At 65.6% G+C, this 26,050-nt stretch carries 25 protein-coding genes; 13 read left to right on the top strand and 12 right to left on the bottom strand.

Annotated features, from left to right (window positions below):
• Positions 1 to 222: 222 nt before the first annotated feature.
• The 7 genes from NJG22_RS06605 to pilM all read right to left on the bottom strand — a co-directional run bounded on the left by NJG22_RS06605 (position 223) and on the right by pilM (position 7,154).
• Positions 223 to 1,845, bottom strand: a complete 1,623-nt coding sequence (locus tag NJG22_RS06605; protein WP_253093309.1) for an AAA family ATPase — start codon at positions 1,843 to 1,845, stop codon at positions 223 to 225.
• A 15-nt stretch (positions 1,846 to 1,860) separates the two neighbouring features.
• Positions 1,861 to 2,958, bottom strand: coding sequence for a 3-dehydroquinate synthase (gene aroB, locus NJG22_RS06600; RefSeq protein WP_253093308.1), 1,098 nt, complete (start codon positions 2,956 to 2,958; stop codon positions 1,861 to 1,863).
• 98 nt (positions 2,959 to 3,056) lie between these two features.
• Positions 3,057 to 3,575 carry a shikimate kinase AroK gene (gene aroK / locus NJG22_RS06595; RefSeq protein WP_134691356.1) on the bottom strand — a complete coding sequence of 173 codons (519 nt, stop codon included), beginning with the start codon at positions 3,573 to 3,575 and terminating at the stop codon, positions 3,057 to 3,059.
• Positions 3,576 to 3,579: 4 nt separating this feature from the next.
• Positions 3,580 to 4,812, bottom strand: a complete 1,233-nt coding sequence (gene pilQ / locus NJG22_RS06590; RefSeq protein WP_253093442.1) for a type IV pilus secretin PilQ — start codon at positions 4,810 to 4,812, stop codon at positions 3,580 to 3,582.
• A complete protein-coding gene (locus NJG22_RS06585; RefSeq protein WP_253093307.1) occupies positions 4,772 to 5,782 on the bottom strand; it encodes a pilus assembly protein PilP in 1,011 nt (336 codons plus the stop codon). The genes pilQ and NJG22_RS06585 overlap by 41 nt, the downstream gene beginning before the upstream one ends.
• Positions 5,779 to 6,318: a PilN domain-containing protein gene (locus NJG22_RS06580; protein WP_253093306.1), complete on the bottom strand. Its 540-nt coding sequence runs from the start codon at positions 6,316 to 6,318 to the stop codon at positions 5,779 to 5,781. Before NJG22_RS06580 ends, NJG22_RS06585 begins: the two co-directional genes overlap by 4 nt.
• Entirely contained in the window at positions 6,315 to 7,154 is an 840-nt protein-coding gene (gene pilM, locus NJG22_RS06575; protein ID WP_253093305.1) for a pilus assembly protein PilM, read from the bottom strand. Before pilM ends, NJG22_RS06580 begins: the two co-directional genes overlap by 4 nt.
• Positions 7,155 to 7,323: 169 nt before the next feature.
• Here pilM and NJG22_RS06570 point away from each other — a divergent pair, with 169 nt between their 5' ends.
• Positions 7,324 to 9,777 carry a penicillin-binding protein 1A gene (locus NJG22_RS06570; protein WP_253093304.1) on the top strand — a complete coding sequence of 818 codons (2,454 nt, stop codon included), beginning with the start codon at positions 7,324 to 7,326 and terminating at the stop codon, positions 9,775 to 9,777.
• 147 nt (positions 9,778 to 9,924) lie between these two features.
• On the opposite strand, the gene NJG22_RS06565 is transcribed toward NJG22_RS06570, so the two are convergent.
• The 3 genes from NJG22_RS06565 to rpmE form a co-directional block, all read right to left on the bottom strand.
• Positions 9,925 to 11,193: a malic enzyme-like NAD(P)-binding protein gene (locus NJG22_RS06565; protein ID WP_253093303.1), complete on the bottom strand. Its 1,269-nt coding sequence runs from the start codon at positions 11,191 to 11,193 to the stop codon at positions 9,925 to 9,927.
• Between the two features lie 175 nt (positions 11,194 to 11,368).
• A complete protein-coding gene (locus NJG22_RS06560) occupies positions 11,369 to 12,184 on the bottom strand; it encodes a thermonuclease family protein (RefSeq protein WP_253093302.1) in 816 nt (271 codons plus the stop codon).
• 2 nt (positions 12,185 to 12,186) lie between these two features.
• Entirely contained in the window at positions 12,187 to 12,402 is a 216-nt protein-coding gene (gene rpmE, locus NJG22_RS06555) for a 50S ribosomal protein L31 (protein ID WP_134691348.1), read from the bottom strand.
• A gap of 169 nt (positions 12,403 to 12,571) precedes the next feature.
• On the opposite strand from rpmE, the gene NJG22_RS06550 reads away from it, so the two are divergent.
• The 3 genes from NJG22_RS06550 (at position 12,572) to NJG22_RS06540 (ending at position 17,407) form a co-directional block, all read left to right on the top strand.
• Complete coding sequence (locus NJG22_RS06550; protein WP_253093301.1) at positions 12,572 to 14,791, top strand: primosomal protein N'; 2,220 nt, start codon at positions 12,572 to 12,574, stop codon at positions 14,789 to 14,791.
• A gap of 176 nt (positions 14,792 to 14,967) precedes the next feature.
• A complete protein-coding gene (argS, locus tag NJG22_RS06545) occupies positions 14,968 to 16,704 on the top strand; it encodes an arginine--tRNA ligase (protein WP_253093300.1) in 1,737 nt (578 codons plus the stop codon).
• A 1-nt stretch (position 16,705) separates the two neighbouring features.
• On the top strand, positions 16,706 to 17,407 hold the full coding sequence (locus NJG22_RS06540) for an SPOR domain-containing protein (RefSeq protein ID WP_134691345.1): 702 nt from the start codon (positions 16,706 to 16,708) through the stop codon (positions 17,405 to 17,407).
• A gap of 39 nt (positions 17,408 to 17,446) precedes the next feature.
• On the opposite strand, the gene NJG22_RS06535 is transcribed toward NJG22_RS06540, so the two are convergent.
• Positions 17,447 to 17,872, bottom strand: coding sequence for a TM2 domain-containing protein (locus NJG22_RS06535; RefSeq protein ID WP_253093299.1), 426 nt, complete (start codon positions 17,870 to 17,872; stop codon positions 17,447 to 17,449).
• Positions 17,873 to 18,029: 157 nt separating this feature from the next.
• Between NJG22_RS06535 and NJG22_RS06530 the strand changes: the two genes are divergently transcribed.
• Positions 18,030 to 18,674 (top strand): NlpC/P60 family protein, encoded by a 645-nt coding sequence (locus NJG22_RS06530; RefSeq protein WP_253093298.1) that lies wholly within the window; start codon positions 18,030 to 18,032, stop codon positions 18,672 to 18,674.
• A gap of 77 nt (positions 18,675 to 18,751) precedes the next feature.
• Here the strand turns inward: NJG22_RS06530 and NJG22_RS06525 are convergent, their stop codons facing one another.
• On the bottom strand, positions 18,752 to 19,741 hold the full coding sequence (locus NJG22_RS06525) for a PilT/PilU family type 4a pilus ATPase (RefSeq protein ID WP_253093297.1): 990 nt from the start codon (positions 19,739 to 19,741) through the stop codon (positions 18,752 to 18,754).
• Between the two features lie 65 nt (positions 19,742 to 19,806).
• On the opposite strand from NJG22_RS06525, the gene NJG22_RS06520 reads away from it, so the two are divergent.
• The 8 genes from NJG22_RS06520 to hemW all read left to right on the top strand — a co-directional run bounded on the left by NJG22_RS06520 (position 19,807) and on the right by hemW (position 26,047).
• Positions 19,807 to 20,493, top strand: coding sequence for a YggS family pyridoxal phosphate-dependent enzyme (locus tag NJG22_RS06520; RefSeq protein ID WP_253093296.1), 687 nt, complete (start codon positions 19,807 to 19,809; stop codon positions 20,491 to 20,493).
• 38 nt (positions 20,494 to 20,531) lie between these two features.
• Positions 20,532 to 21,350: a pyrroline-5-carboxylate reductase gene (gene proC / locus NJG22_RS06515; RefSeq protein ID WP_253093295.1), complete on the top strand. Its 819-nt coding sequence runs from the start codon at positions 20,532 to 20,534 to the stop codon at positions 21,348 to 21,350.
• A 10-nt stretch (positions 21,351 to 21,360) separates the two neighbouring features.
• A complete protein-coding gene (locus tag NJG22_RS06510; protein ID WP_134691339.1) occupies positions 21,361 to 21,951 on the top strand; it encodes a YggT family protein in 591 nt (196 codons plus the stop codon).
• 100 nt (positions 21,952 to 22,051) lie between these two features.
• Positions 22,052 to 23,191: a homoserine O-acetyltransferase gene (locus tag NJG22_RS06505; protein WP_253093294.1), complete on the top strand. Its 1,140-nt coding sequence runs from the start codon at positions 22,052 to 22,054 to the stop codon at positions 23,189 to 23,191.
• A gap of 7 nt (positions 23,192 to 23,198) precedes the next feature.
• Positions 23,199 to 23,819, top strand: a complete 621-nt coding sequence (gene metW / locus NJG22_RS06500; RefSeq protein ID WP_134691337.1) for a methionine biosynthesis protein MetW — start codon at positions 23,199 to 23,201, stop codon at positions 23,817 to 23,819.
• A 25-nt stretch (positions 23,820 to 23,844) separates the two neighbouring features.
• Complete coding sequence (locus NJG22_RS06495; protein ID WP_253093293.1) at positions 23,845 to 24,279, top strand: DUF4426 domain-containing protein; 435 nt, start codon at positions 23,845 to 23,847, stop codon at positions 24,277 to 24,279.
• Positions 24,276 to 24,872, top strand: a complete 597-nt coding sequence (gene rdgB, locus NJG22_RS06490) for an RdgB/HAM1 family non-canonical purine NTP pyrophosphatase (RefSeq protein ID WP_217852029.1) — start codon at positions 24,276 to 24,278, stop codon at positions 24,870 to 24,872. The genes NJG22_RS06495 and rdgB overlap by 4 nt, the downstream gene beginning before the upstream one ends.
• Entirely contained in the window at positions 24,869 to 26,047 is a 1,179-nt protein-coding gene (hemW, locus tag NJG22_RS06485) for a radical SAM family heme chaperone HemW (RefSeq protein WP_253093292.1), read from the top strand. The genes rdgB and hemW overlap by 4 nt, the downstream gene beginning before the upstream one ends.
• The last annotated feature ends 3 nt before the right edge of the window (positions 26,048 to 26,050 follow it).

Here is a 26,050-nt window from a genome sequence, read left to right as displayed (position 1 = left end):
TCTCACCATTGAAAACTTATGTCGCAATTTTGAATGTTTTTAGCCTTGCGTCGTGATAGCGACTTGGCTTGAGTCTGAAGCGTTTCAGCCAGGACTGCAAGGGAGGGCTTTTGGCCGGCAGTCTGGGACAGAAAAGCCTGCCGCGCGGGGTGCGCAGCAGGCTAGACGTGAATCAGGATTCGCTCAGCAACTGGGCGGCGGGGTGCTGCCGCCCGGAAGGTTTCAGCGGGCCGTGGCCAGCTCTTGTTGGACGCTGCCGACGGTACGTGGCCAAGGTTTACCAGCCTGGACCTTGGCTGGCAAGTTCTTGATTGCCGCCGCCGCGGCGTCGCGGCTGGCGAAGTTGCCGTAGGTCACCACGTACAGTGGCTTGCCCTGCAGGTTTTTCTTGAAGTAGCGATAGTCGCCACCCTGGGCCTTGACGAACGACTGGGCCGACGCCTCGGAGCTGGTGCCGAAGATCTGTACCACGTAATTGCCGGGTTTTTGGCCGGCATACCAGCTGCTGTTGCCGGCGCCACCAGCAGCCGGTTTGTCGGCGGGCTTGGCTGCTGGCTTGGCACTGGCGACCTGGGTCGGGGCCGCTGCCGGCTTGGCAGGCGCAACCGGCTTGGCTGGCTGGGTTGCAACCGGTTTCGCCACTGGCGCAACCGGCTGTGCCGGAGCGCTTGTCACCGGCTGGGCCGGGGTTGGCGCGGGGCTGGCGGTGGCACCGGCTGGCGGTGCGATGGTGGTCACGGTCGGCGGCACGGCCGCCGATGGCGCGGCAGGCTGCAACGCGGTATTGCCGGCCGGGCCACCTTCCTCGCCCTCGCCCATGCCAGCGGCTTCGGCCAGCGGCTCGCGCATCACCGGTTGCGACTGCCCCACCAGCGGCAGCGGCATTGGCTGCGAGGAGCCGGAGAACTCGATGGCGGGGGCACCCCCATTGCCGCCCTGGCCCAAGGGCAGCTGGGCCTGGGCGGCGGGCGCCTCGGCCGGGGCCTTGTCGCCCTTCTTGGGCATCAGGACCGCCGCGCCAACGGCGACCACGACCACAGCGGACAACGCGAGCACGTGTTTCTTAGGCATTTTGAACCCCATGGATGGTCGCTTGGCCGTGGTGCGGCTGGCGATCATGGCTTCGATCAAGGTATCGCGGGCAACCTGGTTGATGTTGCCAGGCCAACCGTCGGAGTTTTCGTGGATGTCGACGATCTGTTCGCGGGTGAACACCTCGATGCCCCGGCCGGCGCCGTCCAGGCGCTGCTCCAGGTACTCGCGGGTTTCTTCCTCGCTATAGGGCGCCAGCTCGATGACATGGAAACGCTCGCCATCGGCATTGAGCTCTTCCAGCCCGGCGATCAACGACGGCTCGCCAAACAGGAACACATGCGGTCGCCCTTCGGCGACGCCGGCCGCCAACTCCAGCAACGCTTGGAGTGCCGACTCGTCGAGTTGTTCCGCGTCGTCCACCAACAGATAGACTTCCTGGCCGGTCAGGGCCAGTTGCACCACCTGCTTGAGGATCGCCTGCACTTCGGCCTGGGCCACACCCAGCGACTGGGCCACCTGGCCGAGCACGCTGGCCGCGTCCGCAGCACCGCGGGCGGACACCACCACGCTTTGCACCGACTGCTTGTTGGTGCTGGCCACCAGCGCCTGGCGCAGCAGGGTCTTGCCGCTGCCCATGGGGCCGGTAACCGCCAGCATCAGCTGGCTGTAGCGCGCCAGGTGGTGCAGTTGGCCCAATACCGGCTTGCGCTGGGCAGGGAAGAACTTGAAGCCAGGCACCCGCGGCGCGAACGGATCGTGGGTCAGCTGGTAATGTTCGAGGAACGCCTCATCGGCATGCAGAGTGCTCATTGCGTTGTCACAACCTCAAAGCTGGGCCACGATCGCGCGGTAATCCGCCGCCAGCGTGGCCTGTAGAATCTCTTTCGGATAGTCGTCGGTGACGACGGCCTCGCCCAGCTGGCGCAGCAGCACCAGGCGCAGGCGCCCGTCGAGCACTTTCTTGTCGACCGCCATGTGCTCCATGAAATGCGCCGGGGTCATTTCCTGTGGTGGCACCACCGGCAATCCTGCGTCCTGCAGCAGGCGAATGGCGCGGTCCCGCGCCGACTGGTCGATCCAGCCCAGGCGCATGGACATCTCCAGGGCCATGACCGTGCCCGCCGCCACGGCTTCGCCGTGCAGCCAGACGCCATAGCCCATATGCGTTTCGATGGCATGGCCAAAGGTATGGCCAAGGTTGAGCGTGGCGCGCACGCCCGACTCGCGCTCATCGGCACCCACCACGGCGGCCTTGGCCGCGCAGGAGCGGCGGATGGCCTCGGTCAGCGCAACCGGCTCCAGCGCCCGCAGCGCCTGCATGTTGTCTTCGAGCCAGGCCATGAACGGCTCGTCGCAGATCAGGCCGTACTTGATGACTTCGGCAAGGCCGGCGGACAGCTCGCGTTCGGGCAGGGTCTTCAGGCTGGTGGTGTCGATCAGTACCGCGTTGGGCTGGTAGAAGGCGCCGACCATGTTCTTGCCCAGCGGGTGGTTGATGCCGGTCTTGCCGCCCACCGAGGAATCGACCTGGGACAAGAGGGTAGTCGGCACCTGGATGAAATCGACGCCGCGCTGGTAGCAGGCGGCGGCGAAACCGGCCATGTCGCCGATCACCCCGCCGCCGAGGGCGACCACGGTGGTGCGCCGATCGTGCCGGGCGGTGAGCAGCGCGTCGAAAATCAGCTGCAGGGTTTCCCAATTCTTGTGGGCCTCACCGTCAGGCAACACCACCGGCAGCACCGAATAGGCACCCAGGGTCTTGCTCAGGCGTTCGAGGTACAGGGGCGCGACGGTCTCGTTGGAGACGATGGCGACCTGTCGGCCGGCAATGTGCGGCGCCAGCAGCTCGGGCTGGTCCAGCAGGCCCTCGCCAATGTAGATCGGGTAGCTACGTTCGCCCAGGTCGACCTTTAGTGTCTGCATGTATCCCCACAATGTACTAAGGCGCGGTGGCGTCGGAGCAGCCCCGCGCGATGACGTTCAACCCCGTCCCGGCGTTGGTCGCCGAGCATAGTCCCCGCTCAGCGGGGCGGCAACTTCTGCAAGCGCTCGAGAATGTCCAGCACCACCATGCGCGGTGGCCGTTCGTCGGTTTCCACCACCAGGTCGGCGATCTCGCGGTAGAGCGGGTCCCGGGTCTCCAGCAGGGCACGCAGGGTAGCCTCCGGGTTGGCGGTGCGCAGCAGCGGCCGGTTGCGATCCCGCGAGGTGCGCCCGACCTGCTGCTCGACCGAGGCATGCAGGTAGATCACCCGCCCGCCGGCATACAGCGCGGCGCGGTTGGCATCGCGCATCACCGCGCCGCCACCGGTAGCCAGGACCACGCCATCGAGGGCGCAGAGCTCGGCGATCATCGCTTGCTCGCGATCACGAAAGCCCGGCTCGCCTTCCTTGTCGAAGATCCACGGGATGTTGGCGCCGGTTCGCAGTTCGATTTCCTTGTCGGAATCCTTGAACAGCAGGCGCAGCTCTTTGGCCAACAGGCGTCCGATGGTGCTTTTTCCAGCGCCCATGGGCCCCACAAGTATCAAATTTCGCACAGAATCAACGACTCACAGCAATCGCCTGGTCACTCATGATACGCGGAGTCAGGAAGACCAGCAGCTCGGATTTTTTCTCTTGTAATGCATCGCGTCGAAACAGCCGCCCAACATACGGCAGATCGCCGAAAAATGGCACCTTGTCGACCACTTTGTTATGCGACGTCGAGTAAACGCCACCAATCACAATGGTTTCGCCATCGGCCACGCGCACCTTGGCATTGACCTCGTTCTTGCGAATCGGCGGCACGTTGTTCAGGGCATTGATGAAGTCCGGCTCGTCCTTGGTCACCCGTACCGCCATCACCACCTTCCCATCGGGGGTGATCTGCGGGGTCACCTCCAGCGACAGCGAGGCCTCGCGAAAGGAAATGGAGGTGGCGCCGCTCTTGGTGGTTTCCTGGTAGGGCACCTCGGTACCCTTGAGGATCCGCGCGGTTTCCTTGTCGGCGGTAACCACCTTGGGCTGGGAGATGATCTCGCCGTTGCCGCTCTTTTCCATGGCACTGAGCTCCAGGTCGAGCAGAATGTCGCTGCGCAGCAGGCCGACTCCCAGGCCCGAGGTGGCGCGCTCGACACCGAGGTCGACGAACAGCTCGCTGCCCAGGCGGCTGTCCTGGCCATACAGCGGCCCGCCCCAACGGACGCCGAGGGCCTTTTCATAATCGACGCTGGCCTCGACGATCCGCGCCTCGATCATCACCTGACGCACCGGCACGTCCAGCTGCGCCACCAACCTGCGCAACTGTGCCAACTGCCGCGCAGGCTGGGTGACCACCAAGGTATTGGTGCGCGCATCCACACTGACGGTGCCACGCTCGGCGAGGATGCCGTCGTCGGCCAGGCTGGCCATCAGCAGCTCGGCGAGCTCCGCCGCCTTGGCATGGAACACAGGGATCAATGCACGTTGCAGCGGCGCCAACTGCGCCTCCAGGGCCTGTTCCTGGCGAATGCCCATCGACCGCTCGGCCAGTTCCGCCAAGGGTGCGACCAGCAGCACGTTACCCTCCTGACGACGGCCAAGGCCCCGACTGCGCAACACCAGGTCAAGGGCCTGCTGCCAAGGTACCTGCTCCAGCCGCAAGGTGATCCGCCCTTGCACGGTGTCGCTGGCCACCAGGTTGACACCCACATAATCCGCCATGATTTGCAGGACCGCGCGAACTTCGACGTCCTGGAAGTTCAGCGACAGCGGCTCACCCTCTGTCGCCAAGGCGCCCCGTGTCCCCATCAGCATGAGCAGCAGCCCGCCCAGCCATCGCCCCTGTTTCATCCCTGACCTCCTCTGTCATGCGAGCCCCAAGCAGCAGATACCGATGGCGTTCCTGCCAGGCATCCCCGATATAGATCCGCTCGCGCACGGTTACCTGGTCCGCCGCAATCGCCACCACTGTCCCTTCGTCACGCCCCAGCGCCTCGCCCTCCCCGACCCGATACACCTGACCGCCCGAGCGCAACAGCGCCTGATGCCGCCCGCCACGCGCCAGAGTGCCGACCATTTCCAGCTGCTCCAGCGGGATGCGGCCAAGCCCAAGGCCGAGCCGGGCCGATGACCAGGCCCGGAATGGATCGAATGCCGTCACGGCCGGTGCCGGCCGAGCAGGCTCGTGCGCCAGATCGGCCGGCACCGGCAACGCTTCGCCGGCGTGATAGGCATTGATCAGCAACTGTCCCACGACCAGGCCCGAACGCTCATCGGCCCGGGTCAGGCGCAACCGCGCCACATTCAACAAGCGTAACTGCCGCTGCCCTTGTTCCAGCCAGGCACGCACGGCCGGATAGCGCCCTCTCACTCGAATTTCCAGGGGAATCAGCCGATAACCGGGTTCGTGGCGCTCATCGAGCACATCGAGACGCTCGAACAACAGGCCATGCTCATGGCCGGATAGCGCCAAGGTTTCGAGCCATTCGCTCATGCCTTCCCCTGCGGAGAGTCGCCAACGCTCCGCGCGCACATGCTGTTCGGCTTCCTCGAGCGCCCGACGCTCGGCGCCCAGCTCGGCGAGCTGCGCTTCACGCGCCTGCAACGCTTGCTGCACGGCAACCACCTGCGCGACAGCCGCGCCGTACGCCAGCCCCGGCTCGCGCAGACGCATGAAGTACCCCGCGACCAGCACCGCCAATAGGCTCAACAAGACCGCCACGATGCCGAATACCGGGGATCGGCAGACCCACGCCTGCCAGGCGCCCCAGTGCCAGCCACTCATGACGCCTCCGGCGACAAACGCGCCGCCAGCAGAAACTCATCTCCTGCCTGGTGGTAACGCAGGTGGACCAGCTCGACCTCCTGCACCACACCGCTCTGCTGCAAGTCACGCATGAGCCGCGCCACCACCGCTGCCGAGGCGGCCAACCCGGCCAGTTGCAAGCGGTTGTCCTGCCAGTCGACCTCGGTCAGTTGCGCCCCCTCGGGCATCGCCTGCTCCAGGCTGAGCAGCAGCCCCGGTAGCAACGCCTGCCTGGCACGCAGCGTGGTCAAGGCGCCATAGTGCGCCTGCGCCGCCTGGCGCGCCTCGCGCAGCCGCTCAAGCTGCAGCAGCCCACCGTCGAGCCGGGCAAGCTCAGCCTGGTGCCGGGCAACCACATCGGCCTGCCTCGCCAGCCGCGCCCGCGCCGCCTGGTCGAGCAGCAACACGCCGACCAAGGCCAGGCTCAGGCTGAGCACCAGTGCCCGCTGAAAGCGCCGCAATGTCTTCGCCCGCCGCTGCTCGCGCCAAGGCATCAGGTTCAGTCGCACCCTCATGCGACACCGCCCTGCGCCAGCCCGTAAGCCAGTACCATCGATGGACCGATATCCTCCAGCCCGGCCAGCGCGGGCGGACAAGCCAGGCGACAGGCCACCCCCAGCCGCTCGGAGAGTGACCGGGCTCGCCCAGGGCTCGCACCGGCACCGATCAACAGGACCTCGCGGGCTCCGGCCAGGCCATCGATGTGTTCACCCCATTGCTCCGGCGAGGCCATCACGGTTTGCTGGCGCTGGGGAACATCACCGTCCGGCCAGCGGTGCGTCACCAGTTGCGCGTTTTCCATCTGCAGGACCAGGCTGTCGCCCGGCGTCAGCGCGCGCCAAAGCGCCAGGCTGTCCACCTCCACGGCCACCAGTTCCAAACCAACCTGAGCGAACAATTGCTCGAAGGGGTCGAGCTGGCTCTGCCGACAGGCCACGACCAGCGCGTCGATCTTGCCCGGTGCCTGAGCGCTGGGCCCGAGCAGTTGAAAGTCCAGGGCAAGATCATCCAGCGGAAAAGGAAAGAGCTGGTCGGCGAGCCCCAGCAACTGCGCCTCCATGGCCTCAGCGGACGGGTCGGCCAGCACTTGGCAAACCTTGCAGATCACCTGGGAGGCCGGCAGTGCCAGGGCCACCTGGCGCTGGCGTGTCGCGCAACGCGCATGCGCTTCGCGCAACGCCGCGTGCAGGTGCTCGCTGCCCGTGGACTGCGCGCCCAGGTAGGGCTCCACGGCCCAACCGGCGACCCGCAAGGCCCGCCTGTGCCGGCGCAGGTGCACCATTCGTATGGAATCGGCGGTGATTTCCACCCCCAGCAGTGAACCGACGCTGCGGCCAAAGTCTCCAAGCATGACTGTCACTTCCCTGTCGTGCGCAGCCTGTGCCATTGCGCTGCAGGCGGTCGCCGCGCCGCCCCGGGCGGTCACCCGGCGGGGCGAAAAATGCTTATAATGCCCAGCGAATTTTCCCGTCCGCCGGCCCCTCGCGCCCTCCACTCCTCAACCAGGACACCCCAAAGCCTTGATACGCCTGCTGAAGTTCTTCTGGTGGTCTTTCGTCGCAGTCATCTGCGCGCTCGTACTCGGTGTGAGCGGTGCGTTTCTGTATCTTAGTCCCAGCCTGCCCTCGGTCGACGCGCTCAGAAGCGTCCAGTTGCAAATCCCCCTGAGGGTCTACAGCAGCGACGGCAAGCTGATCGCCGAATTCGGCGAAATGCGCCGCTCGCCCATCAAGTTCCAGGAAATTCCCCCACAGTTCATCCAGGCGCTTCTGTCTGCCGAGGACGACAATTTCCTCAACCACTACGGCGTCGACCCCAGCAGCCTGATGCGCGCCGCGTCGCAGTTGCTCAAGTCCGGGCATATCCAGACCGGCGGCAGCACCATCACCATGCAGGTGGCGAAGAACTTCTTCCTGACCAGCGAACGCAGCTTCTCGCGCAAGACCAACGAGATCCTCCTGGCCCTGCAGATCGAGCGCGAGCTGACCAAGGACGAGATCCTCGAGCTGTACGTCAACAAGATCTACCTGGGTAACCGCGCCTACGGCATCGATGCCGCGGCGCAGGTGTACTACGGCAAATCGATCCGCGATGTCAGCCTGGCGCAGATGGCCATGATCGCCGGCCTGCCGAAGGCGCCGTCGCGCTTCAACCCGCTGGCCAACCCGGTGCGTGCCAAGGAGCGCCGCGACTGGATCCTCGGGCGCATGTACAAGCTCGGCAAGATCGACGAGGCCAGTTACCAGGCCGCCCTGGCCGAGCCGCTGAACGCCAGCTACCACGTGCCGACGCCGGAAGTGAGCGCCCCTTACGTGGCCGAGATGGCCCGCGCCGAGATGGTCGGCCGCTACGGCAGCGACGCCTATACCGAAGGTTTCCGCGTCACCACCACGGTGCCCAGCACCACCCAGCAGATGGCCAACAACGCCGTGCTCAACGGCCTCAGCGTATACGACGAGCGCCACGGCTATCGCGGCCCGGAAGCACGTTTCCCGGGCAAGACCCGCGCCGCCTGGCTGCAGGACCTGGGCAAGCAACGCACCCTCGGCGGCCTGGAGCCGGCGATCGTCACCCAGGTCGAGAAGACCGGCCTGAAGGTGATGACCCGCGGCGGCCTGGAAGAGACCGTGGCCTGGGACACCATGAAGTGGGCCCGACCGTACCTCAACAACAACGCCCAGGGCCGCGCGCCGCAAGCCCCGGCCGATGTCGCCCAGGTCGGCGACCTGGTGCGCCTGCAGCGCCTGGAAGACGGCACCCTCAAGTTCAGCCAGGTGCCGGGCGCGCAGAGCGCACTGGTCACCCTCGACCCCCGCGATGGCGCCATCCGCGCCCTGGTCGGCGGCTTCTCGTTCGAGCAGAGCAACTACAACCGTGCCATGCAGGCCAAGCGCCAGCCGGGCTCGAGCTTCAAGCCTTTCGTCTATAGCGCCGCCCTGGACAACGGCTACACCGCCGCCAGCCTGGTCAACGACGCACCGATCGTGTTCGTCGACGAATACCTGGACAAGGTCTGGCGTCCGAAGAACGACACCAACACCTTCCTCGGCCCGATCCGCATGCGCGAGGCGCTGTACAAGTCGCGTAACCTGGTGTCGATCCGCCTGCTGCAAGCCATGGGCGTGGACCGCACCATCGACTACATCGCCAAGTTCGGCTTCAACAAGCAGGACCTGCCACGCAACCTGTCGCTGGCACTGGGCACCGCGACGCTGACCCCGATGGAGATCGCCACCGGCTGGAGCGCCTTCGCCAACGGCGGCTACAAGATCAACCCCTACCTGATCGAGCGCATCGACAGCCGCAACGGCGAGACGCTGTTCACCGCCAACCCGGCCCGCGTGCCCCAGGGCAGCCAGGACCAGGCCGGTCTCGCCGCTCCCGAGCAGCCGATCAGCGTCGCCCCGGTACCCGGCGAGGCGCCATCGGCCTATGGCCAGGTCGCGGCTGCGCCGCAGGCGCCGGCAGTGGCCGAGCAGATCATCGACGGGCGCACCGCGTACATCCTCACCAGCATGCTGCAGGACGTGATCAAGCGCGGTACCGGCCGCCGGGCGCTGGCCCTGGGCCGCACCGACCTGGCAGGCAAGACCGGTACCACCAACGAGTCCAAGGACGCCTGGTTCTCCGGTTACAACGCCGACTACGTCACCACCGTATGGGTCGGCTTCGACCAGCCGGAAACCCTGGGCCGCCGCGAGTACGGCGGCACCGTGGCCCTGCCGATCTGGATGAGTTTCATGGGCGCCGCCCTCAAGGGCATGCCCGAGCATGCGCCCGCCGAGCCCGAGGGCATCCTCAGCCTGCGCGTTGATCCAGTGAGCGGCCGCGCCGCCACCCCGAGCACGCCGAATGCCTACTTCGAGCTGTTCAAGGCCGAGGATTCGCCGCCTTCGGTGGACGAACTGGGCAATGGCGCGGCACCCGGCAGCCCGCTGCCGGCGGATGAAGCGGCGCCGATGGACCTGTTCTAAACACACCGTCCGTGTAGGAGCGGCCTCGCCGAGGCGTCGGACCGGTCGGAAAGGCCACTCCTACAAGGGGCCGCGTCAGCCGGCCATCGGCAAACAAAAAGCCCCGACTCTCGCGAGCCGGGGCTTTTTCATGCCGCTACAACGGCATCAGCCGTTGAACACGTCATCCACGCTTTTCAGCGGGTAGTGCTTCGGATAGGGCAGGGTAGCCACGCCGGATTCGATGGCGGCCTTGGCCACGGCATCGGAAACCACGGTGATCAGACGTGCGTCCAGCGGCTTCGGAATGATGTATTCACGGCCGAATTCCAGGGCCTGCACACCGTAGGCCTCGCACACTTCCTGCGGCACCGGCTGCTTGGCCAGGTCCTTCAGGGCGATAGCGGCGGCGATCTTCATTTCTTCGTTGATGCGCTTGGCGCGAACGTCCAGGGCACCACGGAAGATGAACGGGAAGCCCAGTACGTTGTTGACCTGGTTCGGGTAGTCGGAACGACCGGTGGCCATGATCACGTCGCTGCGAGTGGCGTGGGCCAGCTCTGGCTTGATTTCCGGATCAGGGTTCGAGCAGGCGAACACGATCGGGTTGGCCGCCATCGACTTCAGGCCTTCCGGGCTCAGCAGGTTCGGGCCGGACAGGCCGACGAACACATCGGCGCCGTCGAGGGCGTCGGCCAGGGTGCGCTTGTCGGTGGCGTGGGCGAACTGGGCCTTGTACTGGTTCAGGTCGTCACGGCCAGCGTGGATCACGCCGCTGCGGTCGATCATGAAGATGTTCTCGACCTTGGCACCCATGCTCACCAGCAGCTTCATGCAGGAGATAGCTGCGGCGCCAGCGCCCAGGCAGACGATCTTCGCTTCCTCGAGCGTCTTGCCGGCGATTTCCAGGGCGTTGATCATGCCGGCCGCGGTAACGATGGCGGTACCGTGCTGGTCATCGTGGAATACCGGGATGTCGCATTGTTCGATCAGGGTGCGCTCGATCTCGAAGCACTCTGGCGCCTTGATGTCTTCGAGGTTGATGCCACCGAAGGTGATGGAAATGCGCCGTACGGTGTCGATGAAAGCCTGCGGGCTCTCGGACTCGACTTCGATGTCGAACACGTCGATACCGGCGAAACGCTTGAACAGAACACCCTTGCCTTCCATCACTGGCTTGGAGGCCAGCGGGCCGAGGTCACCCAGACCGAGGATGGCGGTGCCATCGGAAATCACCGCGACCAGGTTGCCCTTGCCGGTGTATTTGTAGGCCAGCTCTGGATCACGACCGATCTCGCGCACGGGTTCGGCGACGCCTGGGCTGTAGGCCAGGGCGAGGTCGCGGGCGGTGGCGGTGGGCTTGGAGAGCTCGACGCTCAGTTTCCCCGGACGAGGCTGAGCATGGTATTCGAGAGCGGCGGTTTTCAGGTCTGACATGATGGGCATTCCGCTATTTACTGTTCTGACGGACCGCCGAGGATACGCAAAGAGCCGGGGGGCGACAAGACTGCCCGGTCACTCGGTGTCAAGGCCTCTGGCCTACGACTTTACGCTATAACCCACGGGGCTTACCGGGCCCAGTGTGTACAATCCAATAGCAAACTGTCTACAACTATTTAGGCTCCACCATGCTCGGATCGGTCAATGGCAACAGCCAGCGTCGCTGCCCGGGCTTGAGCCCGCCTTTGCGGGAACGATCCAGCACCCAGCCGCGCGCCTCGACCTGGCGTCCTTCGAGGTTAGCGAAGAAGCTGGCAGGGAAGCTGCGTTGCAGACGAGCGGGTACCTGCAGCACCAGGCTGTCGTCGAGCTCCAGCCAGGTACCGCCACGATTGCGCTCGATACTCGTGACTTTGCCGGCGATGACCGCAAAGCCGGACTGGCGGATATCCCCCGCGCGCAGCACCGGCGACTGCCGCCACAGCCCGGCGGCCGCCTTGCGCGCCATCTGCTCGGCTTGCTGCTGGCAGCCCGACAGGCTGACGTTGGGCGCGATGGCAACCCGATAGCCCAGGCCTTCGCTGAGCAGTTGTGCTTCGAAATTGTCGCCAGTACGGCCATAGATGTGCGCCAGGGTGCGCCCGTACTTGTCCTTGGGCTCAGCCCCCAGCACCAGCCCGACCCGTCCGTCGCTGGCCTTGACCAAGGCTTGCAGGCGCCGCTTGGCCGCCTCGGCATAGGCTTCGCTGGCCCGCCCCTTGCGGCCGATTTCCGGGGCATTGATACCGATCAGCCGCACGCTGCGGCCATCGACCAGGCGCAGGGTGTCGCCATCGACCACAGTGCGCACCGCCACCTGCTGCGCCTGCTCGGGCAGCGGACAGAACGCCAAGGCTGGAAAATGCCAGATCGCGCCCACAAAAAAGGCGCCCACCAGGGGCGCCTTCTTTTGCAACAGCGCGAACCTCGAGAGATTCGCCATGCGCATGATTACTTCTTGGTACCGAACATACCGAAGCGATCGGCGAACTTCTGTACGCGACCACCGGTGTCCAGGACTTTCTGCTTACCGGTGTAGAACGGGTGGCACAGGTTGCAAACGTCGATCGCCAGGGTGCTACCCAGGGTCGAACGGGTTTCGAATTTGTTGCCGCAGCTGCAGGTGACTGCAACCGCTTCGTAGTTCGGATGAATATCTGCTTTCATGGTCACTTCCTCGAGCTGCGTGCCGCCACCCAACACCTATTGTTGAATACCGCACGTAATTAGGCGGCGAATAATACCAGAGCACAGGGCCAGCGCAAGTTGTCGCTTGCACCGGCTGTCGTCTGCTAGGCTCGCCTGATTTGTGAAACACCCTCCAGAGACCTTCCGCGTGTCCGACGTCATCCTGCGCCTTGCCCTGCCCTCGCCCCTGCGTCGCCTGTTCGACTACCGGGCCACTGCGAGCATGGCACGCCAGGCGCTGACCCCCGGCATGCGCATCCGCGTGCCATTCGGTCGACGCGAGATGATCGGGGTGCTAGTGGAGGTCGCCGACAAAAGCGAAGTACCGGCCGACAAGCTCAAGCCTGCCAGTGCCCTGCTCGACCCGGTCTCGCCGCTGCCGCCGGCGTTGTTCAAGCTGTGCCTGTGGACCGCCCAGTACTACCAGCACAGCCTCGGCGACACCCTTAGCTGGGCGCTGCCGACGCTGCTGCGCCAGGGCGAGCCGGCCGAGGCCCGCCAGGAGCGCTTCTGGCACGTTGCCGGCGGCGCGCGCCTGGAAGACCCTCGCATCGCCCGGGCGCCACGCCAGCGCGAAGCGCTCAAGACCCTGTCGCAGCACCCCCACGGTGTCGCCCACGCGCTGCTGGGCAAGCTTGGCCTGAACAAGGACAGCCTCGACCTGCTGCTGGCCAAGGAACTGGTGCAGGTCGAAGTGCGCCGCCACCTGCCGGCAGCGCGCCACGAACATTGGCTGGCCCAGCCGGAGCTGCCGCTCAACGACGAGCAACGTGCAGCCTTCGAGGCCGTGCGCGCGGGCTTCGGCGGCTTCCATGCCTACTTGCTGGCCGGCGTCACCGGCAGCGGCAAGACCGAGGTCTACCTGCAACTGATCCGCGAGACCCTCGAGGCCGGCAAGCAGGCATTGATCTTGATTCCCGAGATCAACCTCGGCCCGCAGACCCTGCAGCGCTTCGAACAACGCTTCAATGCCCGCATCGCCCTGCTGCATTCGGCAGTGAGCGACCGCGAACGCCTGGACGCCTGGCTGGCGGCCCGCGATGGCGAGGCCGACATCATCATCGGCACCCGCTCGGCGTTGTTCACGCCGATGAAAAACCCCGGGCTGATCATCATCGACGAGGAGCACGACGGCTCCTACAAGCAGCAGGAGGGCCTGCGCTATCACGCCCGCGACCTGGCGGTGGTACGCGCGCACCAGGAGAACGTGCCGATCCTGCTGGGCTCGGCCACGCCGTCGCTGGAGAGCCTGCACAACGCCCACAGCGGCCGCTACGGCCTGCTGCGCATGACCCAGCGCGCCGGTGGCGCCAAGCCCCCGCGCTTCCTGCGCTTGGATGTGCGCAGCCTGCCGCTCGATAGCGGCATCAGCGGCCCGTTGCAACAGGCCATCCGCCAGACCCTGGAGGCTGGCCAGCAGGTGCTGGTGTTCCTCAACCGCCGCGGCTTCGCCCCAACCCTGCTATGCCACGACTGCGGCTGGCTGTCGGAATGCCCGCGCTGCGACGCGCGCATGACCGTGCACCAACGCTCGGGCGTGCTGCGCTGCCACCATTGCGGCTACGACGAGCGCCTGCCACTGCAGTGCCCGCAGTGCGCCCATGTCGACCTGCGCCCGGTGGGTGCCGGCACCGAGCGCGCCGAAGAGCGCCTCAAGGTGCTGTTCCCCGACTACCCGATCCTGCGCGTGGACCGCGACAGCACCTCGCGCAAGGACGCCATGCACCAGCTGTTCAGCACCATCCAGCGCGGCCAGCCGAGTATCCTGGTCGGCACCCAGATGCTAGCCAAGGGGCATCACTTCCCCCGGGTGACCCTGGTGGCCATCCTCGATGCCGACGGCGGGTTGTTCTCCGGCGACTTCCGCGCCAGCGAGCGCATGGCCCAACTGATCGTCCAGGTGGCCGGCCGCGCCGGACGGGCCGAGGAGCCCGGCAAGGTGATCGTACAGACCCACCTGGCCGACCATCCGCTGCTGGTGCAACTCACCGAGCAGGGCTACTTCGCCTTCGCCGAGCAGGCCCTGAGCGAACGCCGCGCCGCCGGCCTGCCACCGTTCGCCCACCTGGCCCTGCTGCGCGCCGATGCGCACAAGCCGGGCCAGGCCGAGAGCTTCCTCGACGAGGCGTGCAGCGCCGCCGAGCGCCTGCTGCGCGAGCAAGGCCTGCACGGTATCGAGCTGCTGGGCCCGGTGCCCGCGCCGATGGAGCGACGGGCGGGCCGATTCCGCGCGCAACTATTGCTCCAGGCCAATGCCCGGGCGCCCTTGCATCGACTGATCAGCGCCTGGTTGCTAGTGTTGGAGCAGATGCCATCGGGGCGCCAGGTACGCTGGTCGCTGGATGTCGACCCGGTCGACCTGTATTGAGCGATTGAGCGGGCTTGCCCCGCGATCGAGCCCATCGCGGGGCAAGCCCGCCCCCACGCCTGACCAGCGATACCGGCCAAAAGGTTGGCAACCCGCCCCCGGCAACGGATAATGCCCAGTTTTTCCACCTGCGCATCGAAGCGCTCCACCGCGCTTGCGGTCGAAAAGAGAACCCCATGAAAGACACCATTCGCCAGCTGATCCAGCAAGCCCTCACCCAACTCGTCGCCGACGGTGTGCTGCCTGAAGGGCTGACGCCGGCGATCCAGGTGGAAAACGCCCGGGACAAGACCCACGGCGACTTCGCCAGCAACATCGCCATGATGCTGGCCAAGCCGGCCGGCCTGAAGCCACGCGACCTGGCTGAAAAACTGATCGCCGCGCTGCCCGCCAGCGCCGACATCAGCAAGGTCGAGATCGCCGGCCCCGGCTTTCTGAACTTCTTCCAGAACACCGCCGCCCTGGCTCAGCGCCTCGACGCCGCCCTGGCCGATGCCCAACTGGGTGTGCGCAAGGCCGGCCCGGCCGAGAAAGTCGTCATCGACATGTCGGCGCCGAACCTGGCCAAGGAGATGCACGTCGGCCACCTGCGCTCGACCATCATCGGCGACAGCGTCGCGCGGGTGCTGGAGTTCCTCGGCGACGAGGTCATCCGCCAGAACCACGTCGGCGACTGGGGTACCCAGTTCGGCATGCTGCTGGCGTACCTGGAAGAAAACCCGATCACCAGCGACGAACTGTCGGACCTGGAAAACTTCTACCGCGCCGCGAAGAAACGCTTCGACGAGTCCGAGGACTTCGCCACCCGCGCCCGCGGCCTGGTGGTCAAGCTGCAGGCCGGCGACCCCGAGTGCCTGGCGCTGTGGACGCGCTTCAAGGACATCTCGCTGTCGCACTGCCAGAAGACCTACGAATTGCTCAACGTCAAGCTGACCATGGCCGACGTGATGGGCGAGAGCGCCTACAACGCCGACCTGGCCAATGTGGTCGCCGACCTCAAGGCCAAGGGCCTGCTGGTCGAGGACCAAGGCGCCCAGTGCGTGTTCCTCGAAGAATTCAAGAACAGCGAAGGCGAGCCTTTGCCGGTGATCGTGCAGAAGGCCGACGGCGGCTACCTGTACGCCACCACCGACCTGGCCGCGGTACGCTACCGCAGCAACACGCTGCACGCTGATCGCGCCCTGTACTTCGTCGACCAGCGCCAGGCCCTGCACTTCAACCAGGTGTTCGAAGTGGCCCGCCGTGCCGGCTTCGTCGGCCACCCGATGAAAATGGAGCACATGGGCTTCGGCACCATGAACGGCGCCGACGGCCGCCCGTTCAAGACCCGCGATGGCGGCACCGTCAAGCTGATCGACCTGCTCAGCGAAGCCAAGGACCGCGCCTACGCGCTGGTCAAGGAAAAGAACCCCTCGCTGGGCGAGGACGAACTGCGCCACATCGGCGAGGTGGTCGGTATCGGCGCGGTCAAGTACGCCGACCTGTCCAAGCACCGCACCAGCGACTACAGCTTCAATTTCGAACTGATGCTTAACTTCGAAGGCAACACCGCGCCCTACCTGCTCTATGCCTACACCCGCGTGGCCGGTGTGTTCCGCAAGCTGGGCAAGGGTTTCGACGAGGTGGACGGCGCAATCGTCCTGCAGGCGGCCCATGAGCAGGACCTGGCCGCGCGCCTGGCGCAGTTCGGCGAAATCCTCAACAACGTTGCCGACAAGGGCACCCCGCACGTACTGTGCAGCTACCTGTACGACCTCGCCGGCCTGTTCTCCAGCTTCTACGAGAACTGCCCGATCCTCTCCGCCGATACCGCCGAACAGCAGCAGAGCCGCCTGCGCCTGGCCGCCCTGACCGGCCGCACCCTCAAGCAGGGCCTGGAGCTGCTCGGCCTGGAAACCTTGGAGCGCATGTAAGTTGGCTGCAAAGAAAAAACCCGCGCCCAAGCGCGGCGCCAGCCGCCACCAACCACCCGCCAAGCAGCCGATCCCCGGCTGGGTGTGGCTGGCGGTCGGCCTGACCGTGGGCGCCTTCATCGTGTTCCTGATGAAGCTCGAACCCGGCGGCGGCGATATCAAGCGCGCCAAGCCCGAACAGCAGAAGCCGGAGCGAGTCGCCGAGGCCAGCAAGACCACCACGCCGACACCCCAGCAGCCGGTGAAGCCGAAGTACGACTTCTACACCCTGCTGCCGGAGTCGGAGGTGATCGTGCCGCCCGAGGCCGTGCCCGAGAAGACTCCGCCGGTGCCGGCGCAACCACCGGTGCCGAGCACGCCGGTCACCCCGGCGGAAGCGGCGAAGATCGACACCGCCCGTGCCCAGGCCGCGCTGCTGGGGCAGACACCGCCACCGGCACCCCCGGTGATCAAGCCGGCGGCCACCACCCAGTTCTTCCTGCAGGCCGGCTCGTTCCGCAAGCAGGCGGACGCCGACAAGGTCCGCGCGCAGATCATCCTGCTCGGCCAGGCGGTGAAGGTGGAGTCGGGGACGGTCAAGGAAGAGACCTGGTACCGCGTGATGGTCGGCCCGTTCAGCAACCGCGAACAGCTGACCGTGGCGCAGAAGCAACTGGCCGGGGCAGGCTTCAGCAACCTGCTGCTGCAACAACGCCGCCAGTAACGAAAAAGGCCTTGCCGCACACCGCGACAAGGCCTTTTTTCATACCCGCCGACGGGCGAGGTTGACCTCGGAAATCTGCCGGTTCAGGGTCCAGAAGTCATACAGCACCCCCAGCAGGAACAGGCCACCGGTGAACAGGTAGATCAACGCGCTGATCCATTTGCCCTGGTACAGGCGGTGCACGCCGAAGATGCCCAGGAAGGTCAGGAAGATCCACGCCAGGTTGTAGTCCACCCCACCGGACTCGAAGCGCAGGTCCGCCTCGCGGTCCATCGACGGGATCAGGAACAGGTCGATCAGCCAGCCAATGCCGAGCAGGCCAAAGGTGAAGAACCAGATCGTCCCGGTAACGGGTTTGCCATAGTAGAACCGGTGCGAACCGGTGAAGCCGAAGATCCAGAGCAGGTAGCCGAGGACCTTGCTGTGGGTGTCGTGCGCAGGCACACCCTGTTGATAACCATTCATTTGAAGCCCTCGTGGGTTAGCCGAAAATTTTCTAACGAAAAATGTGACTTTTCCGTGTTGACCCGACATATGGTACGTGGCTGAGCGACCAACGGATCAGAATTTGATCAAAAAGCTGTTATAAAGTTGCGCGCCAACACCTATAAGAGCTTCATCTATGCCACCTTTCTTCAAGACATGGCTGACCCTCTGCCTTTTATTGCCCCTGGCCGCCCACGCCACCAACCGTGAGCAACGACTCCCCAGCGGCTTCACCGGTTACACGGCCAATGCCGATGCCACGGTGAAGCGCGCCCCGGTTCAATACCGCACCACCACCCTGCGCGCTCGCCCAGGCAACGCCGCCAAGCAGCAGGCGGTGGGCCTGCAGGCCGTGGCGATGTCGCCCAAGCAGAGCAGTGAGGTGCTCAGCCGCGCGGTGAACGTGCTCGGCACCCCCTATCGCTGGGGCGGCAGCAGCCCGAAGAAAGGTTTCGACTGCAGCGGCCTGGTCAAGTACGCCTTCAACGACGTGGCCGATGTCGACCTGCCGCGCACCTCCAACGCCATGGCCCAGGGCCAGGGGGTGAAAGTGGCCAAGGGCGACCTCAAGCCGGGCGACCTGATCTTCTTCAACATCAAGAGTCGCCGGGTCAACCATGTGGCCATCTACCTGGGCAACGACCGCTTCATCCACGCCCCGCGCACCGGCAAGCGGGTAAGCATCGACAGCCTGGACAAACCCTACTGGCAGAAGCACTACGTGGTGGCCAAGCGCGTGCTGCCCAAAGACCAGCAGGCGCTGCGCCTGGCCAAACGCTAAGCCGCCCCCCTGCCGCTGGCGAAGCAGGCACGCCTGGGTGCTAGGGTTTGTACGAAAAGTAGCCGGCAAGCCGGCGCCTACAGCACACCTTGCGCCTTCAGCGCCTGCATCGCCGCGTCCATCGTCCGCATCCCGGCCGCCCCGCCTGTCTGCATCAACGAGTAGACCTGCGCCATCCGCCCCTCGCGGATCAAATGGCGCACCGCAGGCGTCGCCACCAGCACCTCACGCGCCGCCACACGCCCGCCACCGCGACGCCTGACCAGCACCTGCGCGACCACCAGGCGTAGCGATTCGGCGAGCATCGCGCGCACCAATGGTTTCTCTTGCGGCGCGAACACCTCCACCAGCCGGTCGATGCTGTTCACCACCGAGCGCGTATGCACGGTGGCCAGCACCAGATGCCCGGTTTCCGCTGCCCGCAGCGCCAGGCGGATGCTCTCCAGGTCACGCAGTTCACCAACCATGATCACATCCGGATCCTGGCGCAGGGCACTGCGCAGGCCCTGGGCTAAGTCGCGGCTGTGACGCCCGATCTCGCGCTGGTTGACCAGGCTGCGTTGGCCGCTGTGGATCACTTCGATCGGGTCTTCGAGGGTGACGATGTGCAGCGCATGGTCGCGGTTGAGGCGGTCGACCAGCGCCGCCAATGTGCTGGACTTGCCGCTGCCGGTCGGCCCGCCCACCAGCACCAGGCCGTCACGACAGCGGCTGATAGCTTCAAAAATATCCATCAGTTCCAGCGCCTCGAGATTCGGTACCTGCGCCGGGATCAAGCGCACACTGGCGCCCAGCCCATTGCACTGACGAAACAGGTTCAGCCGAAAGCGCCCCAGCCCAGGCAGGCTCACGGCCAGGTCCAGTTCGTCTGCCGCCAGCCATTGCCGGCGCTGGGCGTCGTCGAGCAGCGCAGCCATGCCTTGCTCGAGCGCCGGCGCGGTCAATGGCGCAAGCGCCAGCCGCTGCAACACGCCCTCCAGGCGCAGCAACGGCCGTTCTCCCACGGCCAGGTGCAGGTCGCTGGCACCCGCCGCCCGGGCCTGGCCCAGCAGTTCAGTCACATCCATGAGACTCCCCAACGACGATCAAGCAGGTAGAATGCCGCAGACCCCAAAGCCGTCGGCGACCAACCATGTCCACCCTAGCAGACCACATTTGCGCCATTGCCCGCCGCATCGACAGCGCGGCCAGGGCCGCCGGGCGCGATCCCGCCAGCGTTCAGCTGCTGGCGGTGAGCAAGACCAAGCCTGCCAGCGTTATCCGCGAGGCCTACGCCGCCGGCCTGCGCGATGTAGGTGAGAATTACCTTCAGGAAGCCCTGACCAAACAACAGGCACTTTCCGACCTGCCCTTGATCTGGCACTTCATCGGCCCCATTCAGTCGAACAAGACCAAGGCCATCGCCGAGCACTTCGACTGGGTACATTCCGTGGATCGCCTGAAGATCGCCCAACGCCTCAGCGAGCAGCGCCCCGCCGGCCTGGCGCCGCTGAACATCTGCCTGCAGGTGAATGTCAGCGGCGAGGACAGCAAGTCCGGGTGCGCTCCAGCCGAATTGCCAGCCCTGGCGCAGGCAGTGAATGCCCTGCCCGGCCTGCGCCTGCGCGGGCTGATGGCGATCCCGGAACCGACCGAGGACCGCGCCGAACAAGAGGCCGCCTTCGCCACCCTGCGCCAGCTCCAGGCGCAACTGGGCCTTGGCCTGGACACCCTGTCGATGGGCATGAGCCATGACCTGGAAGCCGCCATCGCCCAAGGTGCGACCTGGGTCCGCATCGGCACCGCCCTGTTCGGTGCCCGCGACTACGGCCAGGCCTGAATCCATGCTTAACTCACTCTTTCCCTCAAGGACCTGACATGAGCAAGACTCGTATTGCCTTTATCGGCGCCGGCAACATGGCCGCCAGCCTGATCGGCGGCCTGCGTGCCCAGGGCCTGGACGCCGCGCAGATCCGCGCCAGCGACCCGGGTGCCGAGACCCGTGCGCGGATCCAGGCCGAACACGGCATCGCAACCTTCGAAAGCAACGCCCAGGCCATCGATGGCGTGGATGTGATCGTCCTCGCGGTCAAGCCGCAGGTGATGAAGGCGGTCTGCGAAACGCTCAAGCCCAACCTGAAACCCGGCCAACTGATCGTCTCGATTGCCGCCGGCATCACCTGTGCCAGCCTGCAGGCCTGGCTGGGCCAGGTCCCGCTGGTGCGCTGCATGCCCAACACCCCGGCGTTGTTGCGCCAAGGGGTCAGCGGCCTGTATGCAACCGAGCAAGTGTCCGTCGCACAACGCCAGCAAGCCGAGCAACTGTTGTCCGCGGTGGGCAGCGCACTGTGGCTGCAGCAGGAACAGCAACTGGACGCCGTCACCGCCGTTTCCGGCAGCGGCCCGGCGTACTTCTTCCTGCTGATCGAAGCCATGACCGCCGCCGGCGAGAAACTCGGCCTGCCACGCGAAACCGCCTCGCAGCTCACCCTGCAAACCGCCCTGGGCGCCGCGCGCATGGCAGTGGCCAGCGATGTCGACGCCGCTGAGCTGCGCCGCCGCGTCACCTCGCCGGCCGGCACCACGGAAGCGGCAATCAAGTCCTTCCAGGCCAGTGGCTTCGAAGCGATCGTCGAGCAGGCACTGCAAGCCGCGGCAACCCGATCCGCCGAGCTGGCCGAACAACTGGGCAAATAAGGAGCCTTTGATGAATGCACTGTCCGGCGCCGCGATCTTCGTGGTGCAAACCCTGGTCAGCCTGTACCTGGTGATCGTCCTGCTGCGCTTCGTGCTGCAGCTGGTCAAGGCCGACTTCTACAACCCGCTCAGCCAGTTCGCCGTGCGCGCCACCCAGCCGCTGCTCAAGCCGCTGCGCCGGGTGATCCCCAGCATCGCCGGCCTGGACACCTCGTCGCTGCTGCTGTCGATCATCATCCAGGCGCTGCTGATGGCCTTCGTGCTGATGGTCACCTACGGCACTTTCGGCGACATCCTGCACCTGCTGATGTGGTCGATCCTGGGCATCACTTCGCTGTTCCTGAAGATTTTCTGGGTGGCGATGATCGTCATGGTGATCGTCTCCTGGGTCGCCCCGAACAGCCACAACCCAGCCGCCGAACTGGCCTATCAGATCAGCGAGCCGGTGCTGGCACCCTTCCGACGCCTGGTGCCGAACCTCGGTGGCATGGACATCTCGCCGATCTTCGCCTTCATCGCCATCCAGGTGATCCAGTCGTTCCTCATGCCGCAACTGGCCGCCTACGCCGGCATGCCGCAGGAGCTGTGGCGGATGATCTGATCCGCCCCCGGCACATCGACACTTCCAGCGGCAAGCCTTTGCTTGCCGCTGGGGGTAGCGCTCTTTAGACTTACGCCTCCGTCAAGCGTGAGCAGGGTCGATGTCCACTGTCCTTCCCGAAGATTCCGTCGGTCTGGTTACACCGCAAGTCGCCCGGTTCGATGAACCGCTGGCCCTGGCCTGTGGCCGCGCCCTGGCCAGCTACGAACTCATCTACGAAACCTATGGCCAGCTGAACGCCAGCGCCAGCAACGCCGTGCTGATCTGCCATGCGTTGTCCGGCCATCACCATGCCGCCGGCTATCATGCCGCCAGCGACCGCAAGCCGGGCTGGTGGGACAGCTGTATCGGCCCCGGCAAGCCAATCGATACCAACCGTTTCTTCGTGGTCAGCCTGAACAACCTCGGCGGCTGCAACGGCAGCACCGGCCCCAGCAGCCTCAACCCAGCCACTGGCAAGCCCTACGGCGCCGATTTCCCGGTACTGACGGTCGAAGATTGGGTGCATAGCCAAGCGCGCCTGGCCGATCGCCTAGGGATACAGACCTGGGCCGCCATCGTCGGCGGCAGCCTGGGCGGCATGCAGGCGCTGCAATGGACCATCACCTACCCCGACCGGGTGCGCCACTGCGTGGACATCGCCTCGGCGCCCAAGCTGTCGGCACAGAACATCGCCTTCAACGAAGTGGCGCGCCAGGCCATCCTCACCGACCCCGAATTCCACGGCGGCTCGTTCCAGGACCAGGGCGTGGTCCCCAAGCGTGGCCTGATGCTGGCACGCATGGTCGGCCACATCACCTACCTGTCGGACGACTCGATGGGCGAGAAATTCGGCCGCGAGCTCAAGAGCGACAAGCTCAACTACGACTTCCACAGCGTCGAATTCCAGGTCGAGAGCTACCTGCGCTACCAGGGCGAGGAGTTCTCCGGGCGTTTCGACGCCAACACCTACCTGCTGATGACCAAGGCGCTGGACTACTTCGACCCGGCCGCAGCCCATGGCGGCGACCTGGCGGCGACCCTGGCGCACGTCAAGGCGGACTACTGCATCATGTCGTTCACCACCGACTGGCGCTTCTCGCCGGCCCGTTCGCGGGAGATCGTCGACGCCCTGATGGCCGCGCGCAAGAACGTCTGCTACCTGGACATCGACTCGCCCTACGGCCACGACGCCTTCCTCATCCCGACGCCTCGCTACATGCAGGGCTTCGCCAACTACATGAACCGCATCGCTGTCTGAGGACCCCATGAGAGCCGACCTGGAAATCATCCAAGACTGGATCCCCGCCGGCAGCCGGGTACTCGACCTCGGTTGCGGCAACGGCGAACTGCTGGCCTCGCTGCGCGAGCGCAAGAACGTCACCGGCTATGGCCTGGAAATCGACGCCGACAACATCGCCGCGTGCGTGGCCAAGGGCGTCAACGTCATCGAACAGGACCTCGACAAGGGCCTGGGCAACTTCGCCAGCAACAGCTTCGACGTGGTGGTCATGACCCAGGCCCTGCAGGCCGTGGAATACCCCGACCGGATCCTCGACGAGATGCTGCGTGTAGGCCGCCAGTGCATCATCACCTTCCCCAACTTCGGCCACTGGCGCTGCCGCTGGTACCTGGCGACCAAGGGTCGCATGCCGGTCTCGGACTTCATGCCGTATACCTGGTACAACACCCCGAACATCCACTTCTGCACCTTCGAAGACTTCGAGAACCTGTGCCACGAGCGCAGCGCCAAGGTGCTCGACCGCCTGGCCGTCGACCGCCTGCACCGTAATGGGTTGGGCGGCCGGCTTTGGCCTAATCTTCTAGGTGAAATCGGTATCTATCGGGTCAGCAGCCCGGGCCTGCAGGAGCACCAGCTCGCGGTCTGACCCTCGCGAACGGAGGAATGCGATCATGCGTCGACTAGCACTGTTTCTGATCAGCCTGTGCCTGGCCTTGCCGGTACTGGCTGCCGATGCCGCCAGGCCCGAGCGCAAGCAGGACTTCGGCGACGTGACGGTGCACTACAGCGCCTTCACCTCGAGCATGCTGCAACCGGAGATCGCCGCAGCCACGGGCCTTACCCGCAGCAAGAACCAGGGCGTGCTCAACATCGCCGTGCTCAAGGCTGGCAAGCCGGCCATGGCGGTGGTCAGCGGCACCGTGAAGGACCTGACCGGGCGCAGCAACCCACTGTCGTTCAAGCAGATCACCGACCAGGGCGCGGTTTACTATATCGCCCAGTTCAAGATCGACCAGGCCGAGACCGTCATATTCGACCTCAACATCGAATCCGGCGGCATCAGCCACACACTCAGCTTCAACCAGGAAGTGTTCCCAGGCGAATGATGAATTTCCAGCAACTCGTATTGGCCAGCCACAACGCCGGCAAACTCAAGGAACTGCAAGCGATGCTCGGCGAGTCCGTGCAGCTGCGTTCGATTGGCGAATTCAGCCAGGTAGAGCCGGAGGAGACCGGCCTGTCGTTTGTCGAGAACGCCATCCTCAAGGCCCGCAACGCCGCGCGCATCTCCGGCTTGCCGGCGCTGGCCGACGATTCGGGCCTGGCAGTGGACTTCCTCGGCGGCGCGCCGGGCATCTACTCGGCGCGCTACGCCGACGGCAAGGGCGACGCGGCGAACAACGCCAAGCTGCTCGAAGCCCTCAAGGACGTGCCTGCAGACCAGCGCGGCGCGCAGTTCGTCTGCGTGCTGGCCCTGGTGCGGCATGCCGACGATCCGCTGCCGATCCTCTGCGAAGGCTTGTGGCATGGCAGCATCCTGTTCGAGGCCAGTGGCGAACACGGCTTCGGCTACGACCCGCTGTTCTGGGTGCCGGAGCGCAAGTGCTCCAGCGCCGACCTCGCCCCGCTCGAAAAGAACCAGCTCAGCCACCGCGCCCGCGCCATGGCCCTGCTGCGTCAACGTCTGGGCCTGGCATGACCGAAAAGCTGTCGTTGCAGGCGGCGGGCCTGATCCTTCCCGAGCTCCCGCCGCTGTCGCTGTATATCCATATCCCCTGGTGCGTGCGCAAATGCCCGTACTGCGACTTCAACTCGCACCAGGCCGGCCCGACCCTGCCGGAAGCCGAGTACATCGACGCCCTGCTGGCCGACCTCGACCAGGAGCTGCCTGCCGTCCAGGGCCGCGCCATCAGCACGATCTTCTTCGGCGGCGGCACCCCCAGCCTGTTCAGCGCCGATGCACTGGGCCGCCTGCTGCGCGGAGTCGAGCAACGCATCCCGTTCGCCCCGGACATCGAGATCACCCTCGAGGCCAACCCGGGCACCTTCGAGCAGGACAAGTTCAAGGCCTACCGGCAGACCGGCATCAACCGCCTGTCCATCGGCGTGCAGAGCTTCCAGCCCGCCAAGCTTGAGAAGCTCGGGCGCATCCACAATGGCGCCGAAGCGGTGCGCGCCGCCGATATGGCCCGCGCGGCAGGCTTCGACAACTTCAACATGGACCTGATGCACGGTTTGCCAGACCAGTCGCTCGACGACGCCTTGGGCGACCTACGCCAAGCCATCGAACTGGCGCCGACGCACCTGTCCTGGTACCAGCTGACGGTAGAACCGAACACGGTATTCTGGAACCAGCCGCCGGAGCTGCCCGAGGACGACGTCCTCTGGGATATCCAGGAAGCGGGCCAGGCGCTGATGGCCGACCACGGTTACCGCCAATATGAAGTCTCGGCCTACGCTCAAGCCGGTCGTGCCGCGCGGCACAACCTGAACTACTGGCGCTTCGGCGACTTCATCGGCATCGGTGCCGGCGCCCATGGCAAGCTGTCGTTCCCCGACGGACGCATCCTGCGCACCTGGAAGACCCGCCTGCCCAAGGACTACCTGAACCCGGCCAAGCCGTTCAAGGCCGGGGAAAAGCTGCTGCCCGCCGAAGAGCTACCGTTCGAGTTCCTGATGAACGCGCTGCGCCTCACCGACGGCGTGGAGGCCGAGCTGTTCAACCTGCGTACCGGCCTGCCTCTTGCACAACTGGCCGAAGCCCGCCGTGAAGCCGAACAAAAAGGCCTTTTGCGGGTCGAACCGGATCGATTGGCGGCCACGCCGCGCGGCCAACTGTTCCTCAACGACCTGCTGCAGTACTTCTTGAATTAAGGA

It is taken from the genome of Pseudomonas sp. VA159-2 (genome assembly GCF_024126635.1).
GTDB lineage: Bacteria > Pseudomonadota > Gammaproteobacteria > Pseudomonadales > Pseudomonadaceae > Aquipseudomonas > Aquipseudomonas muyukensis.
This window is presented reverse-complemented; position numbering and strand designations above follow the sequence as displayed.

What these genes read in the sequence shown, in the direction of transcription:
- argS (WP_253093300.1), top strand. Translation starts at nt 14,968, where the DNA reads ATGAAAGACACCATTCGCCAGCTGATCCAGCAAGCCCTCACCCAACTC.
- aroB (WP_253093308.1), bottom strand. Translation starts at nt 2,958, where the DNA reads ATGCAGACACTAAAGGTCGACCTGGGCGAACGTAGCTACCCGATCTAC.
- NJG22_RS06535 (WP_253093299.1), bottom strand. Translation starts at nt 17,872, where the DNA reads ATGAATGGTTATCAACAGGGTGTGCCTGCGCACGACACCCACAGCAAG.
- NJG22_RS06525 (WP_253093297.1), bottom strand. Translation starts at nt 19,741, where the DNA reads ATGGATGTGACTGAACTGCTGGGCCAGGCCCGGGCGGCGGGTGCCAGC.
- proC (WP_253093295.1), top strand. Translation starts at nt 20,532, where the DNA reads ATGAGCAAGACTCGTATTGCCTTTATCGGCGCCGGCAACATGGCCGCC.
- NJG22_RS06510 (WP_134691339.1), top strand. Translation starts at nt 21,361, where the DNA reads ATGAATGCACTGTCCGGCGCCGCGATCTTCGTGGTGCAAACCCTGGTC.
- metW (WP_134691337.1), top strand. Translation starts at nt 23,199, where the DNA reads ATGAGAGCCGACCTGGAAATCATCCAAGACTGGATCCCCGCCGGCAGC.
- NJG22_RS06585 (WP_253093307.1), bottom strand. Translation starts at nt 5,782, where the DNA reads ATGAGTGGCTGGCACTGGGGCGCCTGGCAGGCGTGGGTCTGCCGATCC.
- NJG22_RS06560 (WP_253093302.1), bottom strand. Translation starts at nt 12,184, where the DNA reads ATGCGCATGGCGAATCTCTCGAGGTTCGCGCTGTTGCAAAAGAAGGCG.
- pilQ (WP_253093442.1), bottom strand. Translation starts at nt 4,812, where the DNA reads ATGCTGATGGGGACACGGGGCGCCTTGGCGACAGAGGGTGAGCCGCTG.
- rpmE (WP_134691348.1), bottom strand. Translation starts at nt 12,402, where the DNA reads ATGAAAGCAGATATTCATCCGAACTACGAAGCGGTTGCAGTCACCTGC.
- NJG22_RS06605 (WP_253093309.1), bottom strand. Translation starts at nt 1,845, where the DNA reads ATGAGCACTCTGCATGCCGATGAGGCGTTCCTCGAACATTACCAGCTG.
- NJG22_RS06495 (WP_253093293.1), top strand. Translation starts at nt 23,845, where the DNA reads ATGCGTCGACTAGCACTGTTTCTGATCAGCCTGTGCCTGGCCTTGCCG.
- hemW (WP_253093292.1), top strand. Translation starts at nt 24,869, where the DNA reads ATGACCGAAAAGCTGTCGTTGCAGGCGGCGGGCCTGATCCTTCCCGAG.
- NJG22_RS06530 (WP_253093298.1), top strand. Translation starts at nt 18,030, where the DNA reads ATGCCACCTTTCTTCAAGACATGGCTGACCCTCTGCCTTTTATTGCCC.
- NJG22_RS06580 (WP_253093306.1), bottom strand. Translation starts at nt 6,318, where the DNA reads ATGAGGGTGCGACTGAACCTGATGCCTTGGCGCGAGCAGCGGCGGGCG.
- pilM (WP_253093305.1), bottom strand. Translation starts at nt 7,154, where the DNA reads ATGCTTGGAGACTTTGGCCGCAGCGTCGGTTCACTGCTGGGGGTGGAA.
- NJG22_RS06520 (WP_253093296.1), top strand. Translation starts at nt 19,807, where the DNA reads ATGTCCACCCTAGCAGACCACATTTGCGCCATTGCCCGCCGCATCGAC.
- NJG22_RS06505 (WP_253093294.1), top strand. Translation starts at nt 22,052, where the DNA reads ATGTCCACTGTCCTTCCCGAAGATTCCGTCGGTCTGGTTACACCGCAA.
- rdgB (WP_217852029.1), top strand. Translation starts at nt 24,276, where the DNA reads ATGATGAATTTCCAGCAACTCGTATTGGCCAGCCACAACGCCGGCAAA.
- NJG22_RS06565 (WP_253093303.1), bottom strand. Translation starts at nt 11,193, where the DNA reads ATGTCAGACCTGAAAACCGCCGCTCTCGAATACCATGCTCAGCCTCGT.